The 17,982-nt window shown below is 35.7% G+C and carries 28 protein-coding genes and 1 other annotated feature; of the genes, 5 read left to right on the forward strand and 23 right to left on the reverse strand.

The features are described 5' to 3' along the window. Positions 1–86: 86 nt before the first annotated feature. From LZ578_RS08720 to LZ578_RS08790, 16 genes are all read right to left on the reverse strand, one after another. Complete coding sequence (locus tag LZ578_RS08720; protein WP_255763847.1) at positions 87–494, reverse strand: YopX family protein; 408 nt, start codon at positions 492–494, stop codon at positions 87–89. Then, complete coding sequence (locus LZ578_RS08725) at positions 475–921, reverse strand: HNH endonuclease signature motif containing protein (RefSeq protein ID WP_235144788.1); 447 nt, start codon at positions 919–921, stop codon at positions 475–477. Before LZ578_RS08725 ends, LZ578_RS08720 begins: the two co-directional genes overlap by 20 nt. A 25-nt stretch (positions 922–946) precedes the next feature. Next, on the reverse strand, positions 947–1,138 hold the full coding sequence (locus LZ578_RS08730) for a hypothetical protein (protein ID WP_235144789.1): 192 nt from the start codon (positions 1,136–1,138) through the stop codon (positions 947–949). After that, a complete protein-coding gene (locus LZ578_RS08735; RefSeq protein WP_235144790.1) occupies positions 1,116–1,457 on the reverse strand; it encodes a hypothetical protein in 342 nt (113 codons plus the stop codon). Before LZ578_RS08735 ends, LZ578_RS08730 begins: the two co-directional genes overlap by 23 nt. A 52-nt stretch (positions 1,458–1,509) precedes the next feature. Further along, positions 1,510–1,983: a hypothetical protein gene (locus tag LZ578_RS08740; protein WP_235144791.1), complete on the reverse strand. Its 474-nt coding sequence runs from the start codon at positions 1,981–1,983 to the stop codon at positions 1,510–1,512. Further along, positions 1,980–2,531, reverse strand: a complete 552-nt coding sequence (locus tag LZ578_RS08745) for a Holliday junction resolvase RecU (protein ID WP_235144792.1) — start codon at positions 2,529–2,531, stop codon at positions 1,980–1,982. The genes LZ578_RS08740 and LZ578_RS08745 overlap by 4 nt, the downstream gene beginning before the upstream one ends. After that, complete coding sequence (locus LZ578_RS08750; RefSeq protein WP_235144793.1) at positions 2,528–2,710, reverse strand: hypothetical protein; 183 nt, start codon at positions 2,708–2,710, stop codon at positions 2,528–2,530. Before LZ578_RS08750 ends, LZ578_RS08745 begins: the two co-directional genes overlap by 4 nt. 120 nt (positions 2,711–2,830) lie before the next feature. Further along, positions 2,831–3,694 carry an ATP-binding protein gene (locus LZ578_RS08755; protein ID WP_235144794.1) on the reverse strand — a complete coding sequence of 288 codons (864 nt, stop codon included), beginning with the start codon at positions 3,692–3,694 and terminating at the stop codon, positions 2,831–2,833. A gap of 10 nt (positions 3,695–3,704) precedes the next feature. Then, positions 3,705–4,592: a phage replisome organizer N-terminal domain-containing protein gene (locus tag LZ578_RS08760; protein ID WP_235144795.1), complete on the reverse strand. Its 888-nt coding sequence runs from the start codon at positions 4,590–4,592 to the stop codon at positions 3,705–3,707. 3 nt (positions 4,593–4,595) lie between these two features. Continuing rightward, positions 4,596–5,297, reverse strand: coding sequence for an MBL fold metallo-hydrolase (locus LZ578_RS08765; protein WP_235144796.1), 702 nt, complete (start codon positions 5,295–5,297; stop codon positions 4,596–4,598). Between the two features lie 2 nt (positions 5,298–5,299). After that, entirely contained in the window at positions 5,300–6,211 is a 912-nt protein-coding gene (locus LZ578_RS08770) for a recombinase RecT (RefSeq protein ID WP_235144797.1), read from the reverse strand. A gap of 2 nt (positions 6,212–6,213) precedes the next feature. Beyond that, positions 6,214–8,244: an AAA family ATPase gene (locus tag LZ578_RS08775; RefSeq protein ID WP_235144798.1), complete on the reverse strand. Its 2,031-nt coding sequence runs from the start codon at positions 8,242–8,244 to the stop codon at positions 6,214–6,216. A 188-nt stretch (positions 8,245–8,432) separates the two neighbouring features. Then, a complete protein-coding gene (locus LZ578_RS12520) occupies positions 8,433–8,558 on the reverse strand; it encodes a hypothetical protein (RefSeq protein WP_255763850.1) in 126 nt (41 codons plus the stop codon). Positions 8,559–8,562: 4 nt separating this feature from the next. Beyond that, on the reverse strand, positions 8,563–8,706 hold the full coding sequence (locus LZ578_RS08780; protein ID WP_235144799.1) for a hypothetical protein: 144 nt from the start codon (positions 8,704–8,706) through the stop codon (positions 8,563–8,565). Beyond that, positions 8,703–8,876, reverse strand: a complete 174-nt coding sequence (locus LZ578_RS08785; protein WP_235144800.1) for a hypothetical protein — start codon at positions 8,874–8,876, stop codon at positions 8,703–8,705. Before LZ578_RS08785 ends, LZ578_RS08780 begins: the two co-directional genes overlap by 4 nt. Then, entirely contained in the window at positions 8,873–9,025 is a 153-nt protein-coding gene (locus tag LZ578_RS08790) for a hypothetical protein (protein ID WP_235144801.1), read from the reverse strand. The genes LZ578_RS08785 and LZ578_RS08790 overlap by 4 nt, the downstream gene beginning before the upstream one ends. A gap of 80 nt (positions 9,026–9,105) precedes the next feature. Here LZ578_RS08790 and LZ578_RS08795 point away from each other — a divergent pair, with 80 nt between their 5' ends. Then, the gene (locus LZ578_RS08795) at positions 9,106–9,357 is read left to right on the forward strand and encodes a hypothetical protein (protein ID WP_235144802.1); all 252 of its coding nucleotides are present in this window, start codon (positions 9,106–9,108) and stop codon (positions 9,355–9,357) included. Positions 9,358–9,503: 146 nt separating this feature from the next. Then, positions 9,504–9,782 carry a hypothetical protein gene (locus LZ578_RS08800; RefSeq protein WP_235144803.1) on the forward strand — a complete coding sequence of 93 codons (279 nt, stop codon included), beginning with the start codon at positions 9,504–9,506 and terminating at the stop codon, positions 9,780–9,782. Here the strand turns inward: LZ578_RS08800 and LZ578_RS08805 are convergent. Both LZ578_RS08805 and LZ578_RS08810 read right to left on the reverse strand, forming a co-directional pair. Then, the gene (locus LZ578_RS08805; protein ID WP_235144804.1) at positions 9,771–10,046 is read right to left on the reverse strand and encodes a hypothetical protein; all 276 of its coding nucleotides are present in this window, start codon (positions 10,044–10,046) and stop codon (positions 9,771–9,773) included. The genes LZ578_RS08800 and LZ578_RS08805 overlap by 12 nt on opposite strands. Then, entirely contained in the window at positions 10,043–10,294 is a 252-nt protein-coding gene (locus LZ578_RS08810) for a hypothetical protein (RefSeq protein ID WP_235144805.1), read from the reverse strand. The genes LZ578_RS08805 and LZ578_RS08810 overlap by 4 nt, the downstream gene beginning before the upstream one ends. A 184-nt stretch (positions 10,295–10,478) precedes the next feature. Here LZ578_RS08810 and LZ578_RS08815 point away from each other — a divergent pair, with 184 nt between their 5' ends. Genes LZ578_RS08815 through LZ578_RS08825 form a run of 3 tightly spaced genes read left to right on the forward strand, consistent with a single transcriptional unit; the run spans position 10,479 to position 12,532 of the window. Further along, positions 10,479–11,129, forward strand: coding sequence for a S24 family peptidase (locus LZ578_RS08815; RefSeq protein ID WP_235144806.1), 651 nt, complete (start codon positions 10,479–10,481; stop codon positions 11,127–11,129). Between the two features lie 48 nt (positions 11,130–11,177). Beyond that, positions 11,178–12,257, forward strand: coding sequence for a recombinase family protein (locus LZ578_RS08820; protein ID WP_235144807.1), 1,080 nt, complete (start codon positions 11,178–11,180; stop codon positions 12,255–12,257). Continuing rightward, positions 12,254–12,532: a hypothetical protein gene (locus LZ578_RS08825; RefSeq protein ID WP_235144808.1), complete on the forward strand. Its 279-nt coding sequence runs from the start codon at positions 12,254–12,256 to the stop codon at positions 12,530–12,532. Before LZ578_RS08820 ends, LZ578_RS08825 begins: the two co-directional genes overlap by 4 nt. Before the next feature lie 10 nt (positions 12,533–12,542). On the opposite strand, the gene LZ578_RS08830 is transcribed toward LZ578_RS08825, so the two are convergent. The 5 genes from LZ578_RS08830 to tpx form a co-directional block, all read right to left on the reverse strand. Continuing rightward, a complete protein-coding gene (locus tag LZ578_RS08830) occupies positions 12,543–13,013 on the reverse strand; it encodes a UPF0758 domain-containing protein (RefSeq protein ID WP_311198574.1) in 471 nt (156 codons plus the stop codon). A 91-nt stretch (positions 13,014–13,104) separates the two neighbouring features. Next, positions 13,105–13,401 carry a hypothetical protein gene (locus LZ578_RS08835; RefSeq protein WP_235144809.1) on the reverse strand — a complete coding sequence of 99 codons (297 nt, stop codon included), beginning with the start codon at positions 13,399–13,401 and terminating at the stop codon, positions 13,105–13,107. Next, complete coding sequence (locus tag LZ578_RS08840) at positions 13,398–14,414, reverse strand: folylpolyglutamate synthase/dihydrofolate synthase family protein (RefSeq protein ID WP_235144810.1); 1,017 nt, start codon at positions 14,412–14,414, stop codon at positions 13,398–13,400. Before LZ578_RS08840 ends, LZ578_RS08835 begins: the two co-directional genes overlap by 4 nt. A gap of 86 nt (positions 14,415–14,500) precedes the next feature. After that, on the reverse strand, positions 14,501–17,146 hold the full coding sequence (locus LZ578_RS08845; RefSeq protein ID WP_235144811.1) for a valine--tRNA ligase: 2,646 nt from the start codon (positions 17,144–17,146) through the stop codon (positions 14,501–14,503). A 71-nt stretch (positions 17,147–17,217) separates the two neighbouring features. Beyond that, positions 17,218–17,440: a binding site (T-box leader), on the reverse strand. A 44-nt stretch (positions 17,441–17,484) separates the two neighbouring features. Next, complete coding sequence (gene tpx, locus LZ578_RS08850; protein ID WP_235144812.1) at positions 17,485–17,976, reverse strand: thiol peroxidase; 492 nt, start codon at positions 17,974–17,976, stop codon at positions 17,485–17,487. Between the last annotated feature and the right edge of the window lie 6 nt (positions 17,977–17,982).

Here is a 17,982-nt window from a genome sequence, read left to right on the forward strand (position 1 = left end):
TCATTTCAATCTTCCCTTCCATTTAATAGCTTCTGCAATCTCAGTTAGTGCGATAAATATGAGTCCTAGCAGGATGTTGGTTATAATCATGAGTGATCCTCCAGTAAGCTTTTGTTTTCGTAAATATTTCCGATGACTTCGATTTGGTCACGCCAAGATTCTAATCCCGCATAACTGGTACTATTGTTTTGTTTTCCCATAAGACCGCTATCAACCCAAACCACGGTGTAAGTTATTCTAGGGTCCCCGTGGTGGTAAATGTCGCCCTCGTAAATCCCCACACCGCTTTTGTCTTTAATTCCGGTATATTGCATTAAATCGAACCGTCTATCATTAAACCAACTCTCGAAGCAATCCATCCAGTCGTAAGCGTCCACATCAATATCTTTGTTAACTTTAGAATATTCCAAACCGTCGTAAGTAGCTTGCACATCATAAACCATTTGTTTCAATTCTTTATCCCACGCTCTAAACTTATGCCGAGAATTTTCCATTTTTACACCTAGACCTTTCTAATGCATGCGTTTTATTGTGTTCTGATGCCGACATAACCTCTAAATTTGTCGGTCTGTTATCATGTTTGTTTCCATTTATGTGATGGACAACTTCTGTTTCTTTTAACAATCTTCCCAGTGATTTTTCAGATACAATTCTATGTTCTGCAACATACCCTGACTTAGTTGCGTTCGGATGATTGGGTAGGTACAAATATAAATATCCACTTATTTCTACCTTGTCCTTATATGCCCCTCTTCTCACATCTGTTCGGGAGCATTTATGACCACACGCCTTAGCCCTAATTCCATCCTTTCTTATTTTTTCAACTCGCCTTCCACACACATCGCATTCAAATATAGAGTACTGATAACTTCTCGATATTCCTTTCTTTTGAAAAGTTCCTAGAAACTTCAATTCCCTCATGACTCATTCTCCTTCTGTTCGATTATTATTCATCATCTTTAAATTTAACTGCGGTTACTCCCTTTTCTGGTCTCTTCAAAGCAGCAAGTCGTTTCATTCCGGAGGGAGTGGTTAGCCATTGGATATACTTCTTTGTGACTCCTAGCTCGTCTGCACACTCTTGAGCGGTTCCAGTAAACAATAAGTCCTCCCCTCTATAAATGGCGTATTCGGTCATTTATATATCCCTCTTTTGCTTTTATTCTTTGTCTCAGTTTATACATTTGGCTTTTTACAGATTGGACTGGTCTCATTAATTTTCTAGCTATTTCTGTAGGTTTTTCTACATCCATACTCGACTCTATATACGTTAACTCCCTATTTGACCACGGTTTAATATCTTCAAAAGGCTTTCGTTCCACTTTCCACTCCACTTCTTTGGCTAATGTATGGATGCGTACATTATCTGGATGATCATCTGGTAGCTTATACCATTCATAGCTATGCAAAACTTTCATCTTTCTCAACTCGTCATTCAATCGGTAATCCATTTCCATGTTCTCCCCTTCCTCATTTCTTAACTAATTGTTTCTACATTAAAATCTTTTTTTATATTTTTTTAACATCATCATTAGATATAATTTTAAAAGTAGATAATCTGTTTTCTTTTACAGCTTTGTTAATCATGTAATCGTTCCAAGGCTGAAGCAATTCAACTTGATAGGTTATCACCACATCTAAAAAGTCATACTCCACTTTTTCTATGCTAATTATCTTAATAATTGGTCTTTCTTTTTCTGTTCCAGTCATAACTGATCCTATTTTTTCAAACTTCTTTTCTCCCTTTGAAATGTTATAACGTTTTTTGTAGGTAAAAAAATGCTTGTATTTGCTATAATCAATACGTTTCCCCACTTCTTGACCTATAAACTCAATTTTCAATAATGGTGCACCAATTATAGTTACACTAACTTTATTTATTTGAATAACTACAAAGTTTTTCTCTTCATATTGAACAATTTCTCCAACTTTTAAACCTTTTTTGTAATCTACTCTTTTTGCTACTAACTGTTGTAAACTCATGTATTTTTCTCATTCAGATAGTCTAAGGTGTAGCCTTTTCTTTCTACTTCTACTGCAGCAGATTCTATCCATTTGAGAGGAAGTGACGTCTTATTCGCTTCTTTTGCTTTTTTTGTTAAAGCTAGATATGTTTTGATGTTTAATTTGAAGGTACGATCTAACACTCGAAAACGAATCAGAATGAAGGACTCTCCTAATGCCTCTTGAAATTCATTTAGAAATCGAACTTGATGAGGCTTGACCATATCTTTTTTATAAATAGACAAAGGAAAGGAAGTTTTATTTTGTGTACTCTTGGCTTCAAATGCGATTCCTTTGCCTCTATGAACACCCATGAAGTCACATCCAGTCTTATGAGACGGTTCCCAAACAGGTACGCCATTTACCTTTCCGGCCATTCTTGTTCCGGTAGGTATTTTTATGACAGCAGCGACTCCTTGTCGGATATAAAATAGATTGGTTTGTTCAATTTCTTTCTCAAAACTGGAACCACTCCTAGCAGATGTTCTTCCACTTTGAGCATTGGACACTTTCTTATTTGGTTTCAACGGTTTATCTTCCCTTTCTGTGCTTGGTCAATTATTAATAACGTGATATTATCCGGAGTTTCATGTAATCGTTTGGATATTTCGGATATACTTTTTCCTTGTTCCCACAAGGTGCGAAAATTTTCTAATTCATTGATACTCCAAAGGAACCTTGCATCTTCTAAGATGAGTTCAGCCATGGTTTTCCTTCTTCCAGGTCTCCCATTCTTCTTTTAGGCGCTTTTGTCTTTCATTCCATTCTTCTTTCTCCATAGGAGGAGAGGAGCATTTCCATACACCTCTCATGATTTCCGTTACTTTCACATTGATAACCCCATTCGTTTATCTGAAATTTTGGAAAAGTTTATTTCTATGTACCCGCTTTGCATCCTGGACTTGATTCGTTCATCGTACATTCGCTCTAATTGTGTCATTGTCAAGTTCGTTGTCATGATCGTTGTAGCAACTCCTTCGCGAGCATTCAAAATTTCAAGCAACGTTTTATAGGTATGGTCTGTTGACTGCTTTAACGTGTCCATTCTTCCTACTTCCGTACCTACATCATCAATGACCAACACATCTACCATTTTTATGGCATCTAGTATATTTTTACGTTCATCAAAATTCGAAAGAATTTGGTTAATCACTTCGTTTAAATCGATGAACAAACAAACTAGTTGTCCTTTCCTATCTGCACTCATTTCATTTGCATTGAAAGCCATTGAATAAGCTAGATGACTTTTACCACTTCCAGGAGGACCCGTCATAATGATATTCATAATTTCGCCGTCTGCAATTTTTCCAGTACTATTTTTAACTTGTTCGTATACTCGTTTTTCTTCTGGGGTGTTAACTTTAAAATTTTTCATTCCTTTATTTAAGAAAGATTTGTTCGCAAAGATTGATTTCTTTTGAAGATATCTTTTCTTTTCTTTATCTACGTAGCTTTCACTTACCCTTGTATCTTCATAGGAAACATTCTTACTTTGGGCATATAATTTACACTTCGGGCAGAATACTTTGTCTGTTTTCAAATCTTTCATCATTCGAAACTCACCTTTATGAACGGGTTTTCCATAATCTTGCATAGCATTATCTTCGGTACAATAGTCATCGGTCCAGATCATCATTGCCTTTTCCAACATTAAGTTTTCATAGTTTTTAGGTATTCCAATCGCTTCCATACGTCCCCTCCTAGAAGAAATCTGTATCGTCCACATCTTCCATTTCTGCCATTCGTTTATCAGATAGTTGTTTTAACGCTATTCGTTCAGGGCTTTGTTCTTCTTTCTGCATACTTGCTTGCTCTTCAAAATTGCCATTCGCCCATAACTTGGGAAACTGTTCTCTTAATTTAGAAGCGGATAAAATGTTCTTTTTCCAAAAGGGATCCTGTTGGCTCCAATCAATTACAAGACTTACTTCTTTCAATGTGTTCTTGTCCAGCTCCACTAACTTACGAATGTCATCAGCCCATCTTTGATAGTTGGGTGGTTTTGCTTTGCTATTATTTTGTTTAATCATTTTAAATAAATAACGAGATGCCCTTAAATAAGGAGAGTTGTCATCGTATTTTGCTTTAGCTAAATCGGGACTATCTATCTCTATCTCTTTCTCTATCTCTATCTCTATCTCTGTGTCACTTTTTTGCACATCAATGTCACATTCAATAACATTGTTCGCACAATGTGACGGTAAAGCATTTTGTTTCGCTCTTATTTTTCTCATTCTCTTTGCTGAATCGGTTTCTGAACCTATCATTTCATTTATTTGATTGAGATAAATTTCGCCACTTTCTAACCTACTTACTAACCCTATTTCTTCAAAAGTTTTCATAGCTACTGCAACCGTATCTATTTTAGTATCAGTTAAATTAGCCAAAGCTTTTATATCGTAAGGAATAAGCTTTTCTCCTACATACCTGATTAAACTTCCATCATTTTGTAGGGATTTTAAGCATAATTTTAAATAAAATATGATATAGTCTTTACCGTTTTCTTGTTCTTCTAACCAAGTGACGGTATCATCTTCAAAAAAATTGTCGTTTAGTTTTAGCCAATAGTATTTTTTATTTTCACTCATGAGTTACTCCTTTCGTTCACTTGCTATATAAACTGGTATGCCTGTAATTTCTTGTATTTCCTTTTTGAATCGTCCTTCATCTGCATTATTATTAGATAAATGCAACAACCACACTTCTTTTAAGTGACTCAAATCATTCGATAGAAGGAAGTTCTTCACATTATTTAGTTCAAAGTGAGAGGTTAGGATTCTCTTTTTTAAATAGTTCCCTATACGCCCTGAATGGACGTTTTCATTGAGGATATCTAAGGCATAATTACATTCAATCAGCATGTGAGTTACACCAGGAAACGTATACCGTATATAAAAGGTATCTGTAGCGAATAAGATGCACTCTCCTTCTTTTGACTGAATAAAGAATCCCAAAGGCTCATTCACGTCATGTTCTGTTGGAAAAGGTAGTACGAGCCAACTTCCTACTTTGAACTCTTTAAACGCTTGAACCATTTTAATTCTGTGTTTAGGTAGTTGCAGCGCTTCTTGTGTTCCCATACTTAAATAAATATCCATTCCAGTTTTTTTAATGATATCCATTGCATATTTGGAGTGATCACCATGTTCATGTGTAATGAGGCAACCATCTGTTGTACTTAAATCTATTCCCTTTAGGTTCATTCCCGCCTCAAGAAGCAAGGAACGCTCACCTTCATTAATCAGATAAGCATTTCCTTTACTACTTGAACCAATCACATCAATCGTTATCATGATTAGAACCCTGGAGTTGCATCGATAGGTGGACGATTGGTATCAAATAAAGAACTTTGTGTTTCATTCTCTTCTTCATGTTCAATAATGACCGGCTTCACTTCTTTTTTTACATTCTGATTTGAAAAACCAATCATTTCAGCATTTGCATTTTCTTTGATCTCTTTTTGAACCACATCTTCGACTGGCGTAACTTCTTTTCGTTCATTTTCATATTCACTTTCCGTTGTGTTATTGATTGCTTCTACTAACAAGTCACTATCATCACTCGTATTAATAATGTTTTTCGCTGCACGATTGATTACCGTTCGTTTTGCCATTTCTTGAGGAAACTTCTTGTGAACTCCTTGATTTGTCTTCGATTGATTCCAAGCAGTTTCAATTTCTTTTTTAGTCATGACGGTTAATTCTTGTGAATCGTCTTCTCTTTCCACAATTGCGTATACTCCAATAATGCTGTTGTCTCGGTTTTCAAACTTCGTATCATGTTTGACAAGAACCTCTTTCCCTTTGTCAACAGTCATCACGAAGTCATCCCCTTCATAAATCACATTCGCCCATATGTTTTTGATTCCATTCAATCGTTTTAATACAGCTTGCGTTCCAAAATAGGAACGGTTTAATTGAAGTTTTTTCCCATAAACAATGAAATAACACTGTGTTTTAGCAGGAGATAGCCCTTGAACAACCATATCTAACAAAGAATTTGCGATGGATTCTCTGGAACATACTTCTAAAGCAGGCTTTTTATTACTATCTAAGGTTTCTTGTAGTTTGAAAAAAGCGCTTTTAAGAGCGTTTTGAGCATTGTAGTTCGGTGGAAGAGATAGACCTGTTTGTTCTAACTCACTTAATTTGTTACTAACCGTATCTGTAATATCCTTTTGTATGATTGCTAGTTCGTTTGATGCCATGTTTATGCAGCTCCCTTATCATTTTTAATGTTTAGTTTTGTTTGGCCTTCTTGTGCGATTAGTTTAATTGCTTGATTACTTGGTTCTATGTGCCATACGGTCACACTCTCAGCATTATCAATGAAGATAGGAACATGAACCCCTTTTAGTCTTGAAATCGTATTGATGATGTCTATTCCCACGTTTACACGTTCACCGTTTGAGATTGCACCTGTAAACTCTAAGCCTTTGAATAGTGGTTCGCATACCTCTTTGAGTGATCCGTTTTGCAAAGGTTCAAATAGTTTAAATTGTGTAATTTCAAACTCTGAATTGATTCGCTCTGTCAGTAACGATACTTTCGTTCTAGTGAACTCATCTAGTAGGAATAACCATTTTTCAATCTCACCAGCACGTATTGTTTTTTCTTTTTGCTCACTGATTAAGTCATCTTTACGCTCCTTAGATTTTCCCAAGGAAGTAAATTTGCTTAAATCTTCATTGATTCTTGCAATGTTTTCTTTTACTTCTTTTATTTCTTCTTGAATTCCTACTGTAGAAGTAGCAATAGATTGTTGTTCGTTATCTATTTCTGACTGAATCATCTTTTTCTTTTGAATCATTTCTATGTAGGCTTCCGTTTCTTCAAAAGGAGTAATAGATGTTTTCTTTTCTTCAATTTGTCGTTCCAGTTTTTTTAACTCTATATATAACCGATCTGCTTCTTGTTCACTTTCTTCTGACTGCTTTTCTAGTTTTTCAATCTTTTCATCAAACCCTTCGATGTCCTCTTTAAATTGAGTAGTCTTTTCGCTAACTGCTTTTCCTGTTTCGTTAATACTTTCTAAGTTTTCAGCTTTCTTTGTATTAAATGTTTTTGCTTCTTCTTCATAAGTAGCTTGAATGTCTTCTTGTTCTTCTTCGTCAAACGGCCGGTTACAGTACGTACACACGAGAACATGTTCATCGAATGGTTCTATTTGTTTAGAATGTATTTTTTTATATTCATTGCGTAACTCTTCTACTTGCTTTTCATTCATTACTAGCTGTTTCCTCGTCCAATCTTTGTCGCCTTGAATGTCCCGAATCGATGTATAAAGTCCTTGTACTTTATTTTTAGCTTCTAAAAATTGAGAATAAACCGTTTGTTTCTTTTCAATTAGTTCTGATGCAGCGTTCCTTATATTCAGTTGATAATCATTTTTCATGACCATTATTTGAGAGTCACATTCAGAAAGTTCAGAACGTTTTTTGGATATAAACCCACCATTTTTAAGGGTTGATAATTCTTGGTAAAGAGAATCTTCTTTTTGTAGTGATTCCTCTTTTTCTTTTTTTAATTCATCCTCGTTTAAATCATCAATGATGGGTATGTTTCGATCTGCTTCGTCTATTCGGATATCCCATTCTTTAATATCTGCGTTTGTTTTGGAGCGTTCCTCAATGAGTTGTTCACGCTTATCATCAACGCTTATTCCTTTTAAGAACTCTTTTAACGGTTCTAAACTCTTCTTGCTATGAATCACTGCGTTATCATCTAAGTTCCCAACAAGTTCAAATAGCATTTTTCTTCTTTCTTTATCTTTCATCACATCGGAGAAGTAGTAGACATTAGTTAATTGTTTGAAGGTTTCCTCGTCAATCAAGCTGTCAATGTATTTCTTGTAATCAGATACTTTCTTTTTAAGTCCGTTGATTCTACAAGTAGTCACATCGCCCTGGTACTCCTCGTTTGATGATCCCGTTTTACGAACCCAATTTTCAGAAACCATTCGAGACAAGGTCACTTCTTCCCCGTTTACTTCAAGAACCAATTGGATTTCTGTTTCTAAATGGTGGATAGACTCATTGTTCTTGTCTTTAGGCTTCCATTGAAACTTGGAATCACCCAAACTGTTTTTACCGAATAGAGCGAACCAAAAGGCATCGTAGATGGTTGATTTCCCTGTTCCCATTTGACCGTATATAGAAGCATTTTCTCCTTCAGGATTGAAATCGAACTCTTTTACTGCTTTGAAATTCCTGATTTTCATTTTCATTAATTTAATTTTCATAGTATACTCTCCTTAATTGATAGTTTTATTTTGGTCACTCATTGCCGTGAGTGGCTTTTATTTCGTCTAGCGTTAAATTTTTATTCCAAAACGTTCGCATGATGTTATCTTTTACATCCCCACAACTGATTTTTATGTCTTGATGTGCAATAGCGATACGATTAAGAGAGTCCTCTAGCATTTCAATGTTATTCCTCTTGCCTTTCGATAAAATCGCTTAGAGTGTCCTCATTTTCCTTTAGAACCCTTAGTATTTCTGCATCATCTTTGCGAATGGTGATGGTCTCGTGATCGTCTGCTTTGAATAATTCCATTTTTTTACCTCCTGTTTTTATAAAACTCAACTTTTGCTTTCTCCAACTTCAATTCTTCTTTCAATTCATCAATTTCGACTTTCTGAATATTCAACGCTGCAACAAAACCTAATGCAACGGATAACAAGAATAGGATTACATTTGTCATTCTGTTACCTCTTCCTTTCCAAACACCAACCAAAGCAATACTGGAATTAACACAATTACCATTTCCCCACCATGTGCATGATAGCCTCGTTCGAGAAACGCTAAGTGGGATAAGTACGGATACATTCCCATGCATAGACCGGTGATTAAGTACCATAGTTTCTTTTTCAATTCCAACCATTCCTCTCGTAAATCCGTTCAATCACTTCTAGTGGACATTTCAAACCGACGGTGGTATCTCTAATTTCGCCATTTTTCATGATGATGGTTACTTTTGGTTCTTGCTTTTCTTTCTTATTTTTTTTCGTTTCTTTTTTCATGATTGATCTTCCTTTCTTTTTGGTATAATTTCCTTATCAGCGAGTGGTCCGCTGAATGAATGGATAAGGAGGTGAGTAAAATGGCTAGTTCGCATGAGGTACAAAAGTTAATTTCGTCAACTGCAGAAAAGTTTGCTAGAGATAACATTTCTAATTTGGAAAAAAATGCCAGGTTAGTAATTCAAGATGCAGAAGCAAAAGGATTAAAATTAGACTCTGTTTCAAAGCAACTTATTGTTAACTCTTTTGTGGCAAATTCTAAACTGAATACAGAGATTTCCGTTGCTGCTACACTCTCAGTGCTGACAGATTTGGGTTTTTTGAATAAATAATATCCACCAAATTTGTTTCTTTATTTTTATCTTTGATAACCTTCACGGCTACTCCAATAGCTGTGATAACAATTGATATTTTCATTAAATTTTTCATGGTTAAAACTCCTTTTAGTTAGGTACTCTCCTTTGAAAGGAGGTGAGAAATGATGGTTGAAAAAAAATATTTAGATTACTATTACACTCTTTCAGCTCCCTCTGAGGGAGGTGAAGCTAAAATGACTATGGTTACTGGTCATTCTGATACGGATGAAATCAAGAACTACTACATCAACGATGATATCAACCGAGCTCCAGAGGAGTATTTCAGCATTTATCCTGATGGTTTGATCATCTTCTTTAGAAGAACCAAGGAATTAATTGAAGTTTATTCAAACAAAGAATTTGATCTACACGATGATGGTAAATTCTATTTAGTTAGGTAACACCCTGTAACTCTCGATTACACCCGCTTTTTGAATCAGAATCGTTCCTGAATCTTCGCCTACAATCACAGAGACGTTCTCTTTCTTATTTTGAAAAGAGTAGGATTTAGGTAGTTCGGAATGTATTTCCTTTTTTAGAGAATCAATATTCATAGAAATAGGACGATTAAAATCAAGCTTTCGATTTTCTACCTGCTCTTGATTACTCACAATAATCTGGAGCAGTTTTTTTATTTCTTGTAGTTCTTTTAGTAGGTTTTTCATTTTGCTTCCTCCTTGTGTCTTTTAAGACACTTCTTCTTTAAAAAAATATCAAGCATCTCAGCGTCTGTCAAATTCAACGCTTCGCTCATCGCTTGGATTTCTTTTCTGTCAAACTCGTCGTCTCCACGCATACATCTATAGTATCTATTTCGATCCATGATGTACTCATCTTTATTAACTCGTTCTAATAGTTCATCAACTTTTAAACCTTTTAGAACGACTTTTGATTTTAATAACCGTCCATCCATGTTACCACCTCCTTTATTTTTGTGTCTCTTAGGACACTCATAGAATAACATGATACTTTAAAAGTGTCAACACTAAAGTGTCCTAAAAGATATTTATTTTTTATTTAATTACTTATGAGTTGCTTTATAGACACTTTAGTTTTATAATTGAGTTATATTCAATACGAAACATTGGAGGTGTATCATGTTTGATTTAAGAAGCAGACGAATAGAATTAGGTCTTACATTAGAAGAAGTTGGAAACCAAGTAGGTGTTGGAAAGTCCACTGTTAGAAAATGGGAGCAAGGTTTGATTGATAATATGAAGAGAGATAAAATTGCTTTATTAGCAAATGCTTTGAAAGTAAGCCCTCTTGAATTGATTTTAGATAACTATTCAGATGAAAAAAATAACATCACCACCCTCTACAACCAACTAACCCAACCAAGACAAAAGAAAGTATACAACTTTACAGAAGGACAACTAAAAGAGCAAAAGAAAATATACAACTTGGGTTCTTCTGCAGCCGGTCCAGCACTTGCTTACTCAGATGATTTTGTGGAAGAGGAAAAACTAGAGCGGATTCCTCCTAAAGCTGATTTCATCCTAACCATTCAAGGAGATTCAATGGAACCAAACATACCAAATGGAAGTAAAGTGTTCGTTCAAGCAGCTTCTATGGTAGAGAATGGTGAAATCGCCATTGTAGAGATTGACGGAGATGGAGTAACTTGTAAGAAAGTGAAATATGATTACGATAATCAAAAAGTTATTTTGCAATCATTCAATGAAGATTATAAAGATCTGATCTACGATAGTGGTGCAGTGAAGATTATTGGTAGAGTAGTCAGATAAACATATGCCGGTCGGGTTCGACTGGCATTTATTTTTAGGAGGAAGATTATGAAGAAACGAGCCGGCTTATATATTCGGGTTAGTACTACAGAACAAGCCAACGAAGGGTACTCCATCGCAGCACAAACGGGGAAGTTAAAAGCCTATGCAGAAGCAAAAGATTATATAGTAGCAAAAGTATATACGGATCCTGCCTATTCGGGAGCAAAGTTAGAACGGCCTGGATTACAAGAGATGATAGCAGACATTAAAAATGGAAGTCTGGACGTGGTCGTGGTGTATAAATTAGACCGCTTATCTCGAAGTCAAAAACACACCCTCTACTTAATACAAGATGTATTGAAGCCGAATAATGTCGATTTTATAAGCCTACAGGAGAGTTTCGACACCTCTACGTCTTTTGGTATGGCAATGGTGGGAATCCTCTCTGTGTTCGCAGAATTAGAGCGTAGCACGATTACAGAACGAATGATGTTAGGACGAACAGAACGAGCGAAAGAAGGATATTATCATGGTGGTGGAAATTATCAACCTCTTGGGTACGATTATATTGATGGAGAATTAATGGTAGATGAATGGGAAGCAGAGATTGTGAAAGAGATCTTTCAATTATACTTAGAAGGCAACTCGATTAATTCTACTGCTAAACTCATGCAAGAAAAGTATCCAGACAGAATTAAATCAAAAACATTAGTACGAGATACATTGAAAAAACAGCTTTACATTGGAATGGTTACGTTTGACGGAAAACAATATAAAGGAATCCATGAACCTATCCTCGATGTATTAACGTTTGAAAAAGCCCAAAAAATCATGAAAAAGAGAAGCGTAGGAAGTTCCTCCACAAACAAAAGGAAAGGTTTACTGGTGGGAAAAATCTACTGCTCCCAATGTGGGGAAAGATACGGCCGTGAGGTAACAGGAGTAAAAAAATACCGGTATAACTGGTATACGTGTTATGCGAGATTAAGAGGTGGAAAAAAGAGATGTTCCAGCAGAAGGTGGAAAGAAAAAGAATTAAATGATTTGGTTATCTCTCGTATACAGAATATTGATTTTGATGAAGAAGTGAAAAATAAAAAAGAAAAACGGCCTCTTTTAATTACGAGAAAGAATTTAAAAAAGTGAATGGTCAAATGGATCGGATCATTAAATTATATACTCTAGGAAGTGTGGAAATCGACACAGTAGATAAAATGATGTCTGAATTAAAGACGAAAAAAGATAGCCTCCTAAAAAAGAAGCTATCCGAAGAAGAAACCATTCCACCCGAAACAGTTGAAATGATTCGTTCGTTTGATTGGGAAAACGCCAGCCTACAAGAAAAAATAGGAGTAATTGATATCCTTATCCATCGGATTGATATTGATGACCAGGACCTCTCCATCCATCTGGATTTTTAGCGTACATTAGTCATGCTACCGAACTATTAAGGCTACCAATAAAGATTGTTTTCTTTTTAATAATTTCATTTTTAGTATTTAAATACAAAGCAATTACATGTTCTTGTTGCAGATCGCGCATTTCTTTTCTTAATAACCCTCCTGCAGCTTGTGTTGAAGTAATGGTTCCACTTTTTAATTGAGACGCATTTGCTAAGCGAATTCCCAACTCAATGCTAGCCTTCATTTCAATTGCTTTTGTTCTTCCAATTCCTTTAATCGTCATTAATTCTTCTATCGAAGCCATTTTCAATGAATACAGATCTTCAAAATGGTTGAGTATAAGTAATGATAGTTGAATCACATTACTATCTTTAGGCCCAGTCCTTAATAGAATTGCTAATAGTTCATGAGTTGCTAGTGATTTCTCACCATATTTTTCTAACCGCTCACGTGGTCTGGAAGATTTGGGAACTTCTCTTACTAAAGTAGTTTCTCTCAATTATTTCCTCTCCTTTTTTGTGTCTATTATAAATTACGCATAAAGGGAGAATTATTTTTTTATTAAAAAACTATCTAGATTTTCAATTTGTTCAAACGATATTTTGTTGTAATAAATATCGTCGTACATCAGATAAAAAGTAAAGAGATCCCGTTATTAAAAGAATGTCTTCTTTTCCCATCTTCTTCTGAAGTACTTGGATTGCTTGGCGCCAATTTTGGTACTCGCCTGCTTCTCTTACATGTAGACGTTCTTTTAATTCTTCCAATGTGGCAGCTTTAGGAAAGTCGAAAGTAGTTAAGTAAATTTCAGAGTTAGGAATCTGATTAAGTAGTGGACCAATTTTTTCTAATTCCTTTGTAGTAATTGCAGAAAAAAGTACGTTCACTTTTTTCCAGGGAAATGTCCTTGCATCGCTGCTAACAAAACTTCCATAGCCGGTTCATTATGAGCACCATCCAAAATTATAAATGGGTCCTGGGAAATGATTTCGAGTCGCACAGGCCAAAACGCATTTAATAACCCCTCTCGTATCTGTTCATCTGTATAAGAAGAATTTATTAAAGAAGCAAATGTTAAAAATGCTTGGAGAGACGTTGCCGCATTCTCAATTTGATGTTGTCCAATCAAACCAATTTCTAAATGAGAGATTGTTCTATCCTGTTCACTATAATCGAAATATTCATGGTAGTTTTTTCCAGAGCAACTATTATTCACATGAAAATCTCTTCCGAATAATTTTACCTCTGATTTGTTCTCGTTAGCTACTTGTAATAATACTTCTTTGGCTTCTTCTTCCACATTTCCGATTACAACTGGAATAGTAGGTTTAATAATCCCTGCTTTTTGAAAGGCAATATCTTCCATTGTATTTCCTAATATTTTTATATGGTCTAAGCCGATCGTCGTAATAATAGACAGATTGGGCTGAACAACATTCGTACTATCAAACAACCCACCCAAGCCCACTTCTAATAGAACTACATCTGGTTGTGCCAAAGAAAAGTAGAGAAACATCATACAGGTAACGACTTCAAATTCCGTTAAACCACCCCATTCGGTTTTTGAAATTTCTTCATATAGAGGAGAAATTTTTTGAACCAAAGATAATACCTCTTCATCCGTTATAGGATGCCCATTGATACTAATTCGTTCATTAAAAGACATAATGTGAGGAGAAGTAAAACTACCGACAGTATTTCCTGTCGCTTGGAACAGGCTAGTCAAGTAGGCAACTGTTGAACCTTTTCCATTCGTACCGGCAATATGGATGGAACGAAATTTTCGTTCAGGGTGTCCTAATTTTTCCATCATCCATTCCATACGACGTATTCCGGGCTTAGGTGTTGTCCCTTTTCTAGTGTGAATCCATTCCAATGCATCTTCATACGTATCGAACATTCTATTTCTCCATTCTAAGAAAAGAGGTCAGATATTACTCCTCCCTCTTTTCCTTTGTTATTTATTTCGCTATTTTTTTACCTTTGTTATAATTGGGTCTTTAAAAACTCAATACGATCTTCAACAATTTTTAATTGTTCGCGGTACTCTTTTTCTTTTTGGCGTTCTCCTTCAACAACTGCTTCAGGAGCTTTATCCACAAATTTGCCATTTGCTAATTTTTTAACTACTCGATCTACTTCTTTTTGAAGCTTCTCTTTTTCGGCTTCCATACGCTTAATTTCATCTTCCATCTTGATTAACCCAGCAAGCGGCATACGAACTTCTCCACCTGTAAATACACCTGTAACAGCATCCGGTGCTGGTTCCAGATTTCTTCCGATTTCTAACTCAGAAGGATTACAAAAACGAGTAATATATGCTTCGTTTTCATGGAAAATTTGATTAGTCCTTTCATCAATTGCATTGATCTGCATCGGAACTGGTTTCGAAAGTGGTGTATTCATTTCATTACGAATGTTTCGAACTTCTCGAATAAGAGCAATCAATTGCTCCATTGCACCTTCTACATCAGAATCTAATAATTCTTCTTGTACAGTAGGATACGCTGCTGTCACAATAGAATCTCCTTGATGAGGGACATTTTGCCAAATTTCTTCTGTTACGAATGGCATAACAGGATGTAAAAGACGTAAGATGTTATCTAAAACATGTGCGAGAATACTACGAGCTGTGTGTTTTGCAGCTTCATCTTCTCCTTGTAACACTTCTTTCGTCATCTCAATATACCAATCACAATATTCATCCCAGATAAAGTGATACAAAATTCGCCCTGCTTCACCAAATTCAAACTTCTCAAATAAATCGGTAACTTTTCCAATAGTTCTATTCAAACTAGAAAGAATCCATTTATCTGCAGTTGTTTTTTCTCCTGTAATATCGATGTCTTTATATTCTAAGCCATCTAAATTGAGCAACACATAGCGACTAGCATTCCAAATTTTATTGATAAAATTCCAAGATGCATCCATACGATCATAACTAAAACGAACATCTTGCCCAGGTGAAGATCCATTAGCCAAGAACCAACGCAAAGCATCTGCACCGTATTGTTCTACAACATCCATTGGATCGATTCCATTCCCCAAAGATTTACTCATTTTGCGTCCTTCTTCATCACGAATCAATCCGTGAATCAGTACATTTTCAAAAGGACGTTCTCCTGTAAACTCTAAAGATTGGAACATCATTCGACTTACCCAGAATGAAATAATGTCATATCCGGTTACGAGTGTGCTCGTAGGGAAATATCGTTTGAAATCTGGATCTTCTTCATTTGGCCACCCCATTGTAGAAAAAGGCCAAAGTGCAGAACTAAACCACGTATCCAATACATCCGGATCTTGAACCCAATTTTCAATATCTTTAGGATCTTCTAATCCTACGTAAATTTCACCTGTTTCTTTGTGATACCACGCTGGTATTTGATGTCCCCACCATAGTTGTCTAGAAATAACCCAGTCATGGATATTTTCCATCCATCTCATGAACGTTCCTTCAAATCGGTCCGGATAAAAACTAACTTTATTTTCAGTTGCTTGATTTTCCATAGCTTCTTGCGCCATCGGTTTCATTTTTACAAACCATTGGGTAGAAATTAGTGGTTCAACAGGCACATCTGTACGTTCCGAGTGTCCAACACTATGAATAATTTCTTCTACTTTAATGAGTAAACCTTCTTTTTCCATATCACGTACAACTGCTTTTCTAGCATCAAAGCGGTTTAGCCCTTCGTATGTACCTGCATTCTCATTCATTGTAGCATCATCATTCATTACATTAATCTGTGGAAGCGAATGGCGTAAACCTACTTCAAAGTCATTTGGATCATGGGCTGGTGTAATTTTTACAACACCCGTACCGAACTCACGATCAACATAATCATCCGCAATAATAGGGATTTCTCGATTCATTAATGGTAATAAGATACTCTTTCCAATTAAATCGGTATATCGTTCATCATCAGGATGAACCGCTACTGCTGTATCTCCGAGCATTGTTTCTGGACGCGTCGTAGCTAATTCTACATGTCCTGATCCATCTGCAAGAGGATAACGGAAATGATAAAATGCTCCCTTTACATCTTTATGAATCACTTCAATATCAGATAAGGCTGTTCTCGCTTTTGGATCCCAATTGATTAAGTAAGCACCACGATAGATATAGCCTTTTTCATATAAAGTTACGAATACTTTGCGGACTGCATCTGATAAACCATCATCCAAAGTAAATCGTTCTCTGTCGTAATCAACAGAAATTCCCATTTTTTCCCACTGGTTACGAATGATTTGAGCATAGTCTTCTTTCCATTCCCAAACTTGATCTACAAAAGCTTCTCGCCCCATATCATGTCTAGAAATACCCTCTTCAGCAAGTTTTGCTTCTACTTTTGCTTGCGTAGCAATCCCGGCATGATCCATTCCTGGCAACCAAAGAGTGTCATATCCTTGCATTCTTTTTTGACGAATCAATATATCTTGTAAGGTAACATCCCATGCATGTCCTAAGTGAAGACGACCTGTCACGTTGGGAGGTGGAATTACAATGGAGTAGGGTTTTGCATTTTTATCTCCACTTGGTTGAAAAAGTTTCTCCTCTACCCATTTTTTATATTTCCCTTGTTCCACTTCTTTTGGTTGATATTTAGTGGACATTTCTTCTGCTTTTGTCATCTGATTACTTCCTTCCTATTTCTTTAAAATTGAATTATTTATTTAAACAAATAAAAAAAGCCCTGCAAATTATGCAGGACGAGTTTATCGCGGTACCACCTAAAATTATGGAATTAAAATTCCATCTCTCATTTTTGATAACGGAGAATTCTCCGAGAAAGGCTACTCAGTCTAAAAAGACCTTCACTCTTCTTGCTCTCAGGCTACATTCATCTTTGGCTTAAAAAGCTTTCAGCATCTGCTTTTTTCTCTGTCTATTTTTAAAAGACTACTATTCCTGATCATCACGCACGTATATTTCTGTTTATTCTATCATCTATTTTGAATTTTCTCAAGACCTACAGTAAACCTTTTGCTGCATCAATTGCTGCATCATAATTTGGCTCATCAGTAATTTCACTTAGAATTTCTTTATACCCGACTAATCCATCTTGACTAATTACAAACACACTGCGAGCTAGTTTGTCCATTTGAGGTATGTTTAATCCAAATGCTTTTCCAAAACTACCTTCTGTATCTGGTACCATTTCCATTTTAATTCCTTTAGCGGAACACCAGTCATTTAATTCTTGTTTTGTATTTTTAGATATAGAGATTAGTTTTACACCTTCAATAGCAGAAACTTTTTCGTTAAAATTTGTTGTTTGTACTGCACATACACTTGTATTGATGTCAGGAAAGATACTTAAAATAAAAACTTCACCACGAAGATTTTGGTCTGTTATTTCTTTGTCCATCACATCTTTCACTGAAAAATGAGGTGTTTTTTCACCTACCTGTGGTTGCGTACCTTCTACTTCCATTGGTTTTCCTTTGAATGTTACTTGCATATTCCA

It is taken from the genome of Jeotgalibaca sp. MA1X17-3 (assembly GCF_021513155.1).
Classification (GTDB): Bacteria; Bacillota; Bacilli; order Lactobacillales; family Aerococcaceae; genus Jeotgalibaca.

What these genes read in the sequence shown, in the direction of transcription:
- LZ578_RS08755 (WP_235144794.1), bottom strand. Translation starts at nt 3,694, where the DNA reads ATGGAAGCGATTGGAATACCTAAAAACTATGAAAACTTAATGTTGGAA.
- LZ578_RS08730 (WP_235144789.1), bottom strand. Translation starts at nt 1,138, where the DNA reads ATGACCGAATACGCCATTTATAGAGGGGAGGACTTATTGTTTACTGGA.
- LZ578_RS08795 (WP_235144802.1), top strand. Translation starts at nt 9,106, where the DNA reads ATGGCTAGTTCGCATGAGGTACAAAAGTTAATTTCGTCAACTGCAGAA.
- LZ578_RS08765 (WP_235144796.1), bottom strand. Translation starts at nt 5,297, where the DNA reads ATGATAACGATTGATGTGATTGGTTCAAGTAGTAAAGGAAATGCTTAT.
- LZ578_RS08775 (WP_235144798.1), bottom strand. Translation starts at nt 8,244, where the DNA reads ATGAAAATTAAATTAATGAAAATGAAAATCAGGAATTTCAAAGCAGTA.
- LZ578_RS08820 (WP_235144807.1), top strand. Translation starts at nt 11,178, where the DNA reads ATGAAGAAACGAGCCGGCTTATATATTCGGGTTAGTACTACAGAACAA.
- LZ578_RS08810 (WP_235144805.1), bottom strand. Translation starts at nt 10,294, where the DNA reads ATGGATGGACGGTTATTAAAATCAAAAGTCGTTCTAAAAGGTTTAAAA.
- LZ578_RS08840 (WP_235144810.1), bottom strand. Translation starts at nt 14,414, where the DNA reads ATGTTCGATACGTATGAAGATGCATTGGAATGGATTCACACTAGAAAA.
- LZ578_RS08725 (WP_235144788.1), bottom strand. Translation starts at nt 921, where the DNA reads ATGAGGGAATTGAAGTTTCTAGGAACTTTTCAAAAGAAAGGAATATCG.
- LZ578_RS08760 (WP_235144795.1), bottom strand. Translation starts at nt 4,592, where the DNA reads ATGAGTGAAAATAAAAAATACTATTGGCTAAAACTAAACGACAATTTT.
- LZ578_RS08780 (WP_235144799.1), bottom strand. Translation starts at nt 8,706, where the DNA reads ATGACAAATGTAATCCTATTCTTGTTATCCGTTGCATTAGGTTTTGTT.
- LZ578_RS08735 (WP_235144790.1), bottom strand. Translation starts at nt 1,457, where the DNA reads ATGGAAATGGATTACCGATTGAATGACGAGTTGAGAAAGATGAAAGTT.
- LZ578_RS08805 (WP_235144804.1), bottom strand. Translation starts at nt 10,046, where the DNA reads ATGAAAAACCTACTAAAAGAACTACAAGAAATAAAAAAACTGCTCCAG.
- LZ578_RS08770 (WP_235144797.1), bottom strand. Translation starts at nt 6,211, where the DNA reads ATGGCATCAAACGAACTAGCAATCATACAAAAGGATATTACAGATACG.
- LZ578_RS08720 (WP_255763847.1), bottom strand. Translation starts at nt 494, where the DNA reads ATGGAAAATTCTCGGCATAAGTTTAGAGCGTGGGATAAAGAATTGAAA.
- LZ578_RS08740 (WP_235144791.1), bottom strand. Translation starts at nt 1,983, where the DNA reads ATGAGTTTACAACAGTTAGTAGCAAAAAGAGTAGATTACAAAAAAGGT.
- LZ578_RS08750 (WP_235144793.1), bottom strand. Translation starts at nt 2,710, where the DNA reads ATGGCTGAACTCATCTTAGAAGATGCAAGGTTCCTTTGGAGTATCAAT.
- LZ578_RS08790 (WP_235144801.1), bottom strand. Translation starts at nt 9,025, where the DNA reads ATGAAAAAAGAAACGAAAAAAAATAAGAAAGAAAAGCAAGAACCAAAA.
- LZ578_RS08800 (WP_235144803.1), top strand. Translation starts at nt 9,504, where the DNA reads ATGATGGTTGAAAAAAAATATTTAGATTACTATTACACTCTTTCAGCT.
- LZ578_RS12520 (WP_255763850.1), bottom strand. Translation starts at nt 8,558, where the DNA reads ATGGAATTATTCAAAGCAGACGATCACGAGACCATCACCATTCGCAAA.
- LZ578_RS08845 (WP_235144811.1), bottom strand. Translation starts at nt 17,146, where the DNA reads ATGACAAAAGCAGAAGAAATGTCCACTAAATATCAACCAAAAGAAGTG.
- tpx (WP_235144812.1), bottom strand. Translation starts at nt 17,976, where the DNA reads ATGCAAGTAACATTCAAAGGAAAACCAATGGAAGTAGAAGGTACGCAA.
- LZ578_RS08815 (WP_235144806.1), top strand. Translation starts at nt 10,479, where the DNA reads ATGTTTGATTTAAGAAGCAGACGAATAGAATTAGGTCTTACATTAGAA.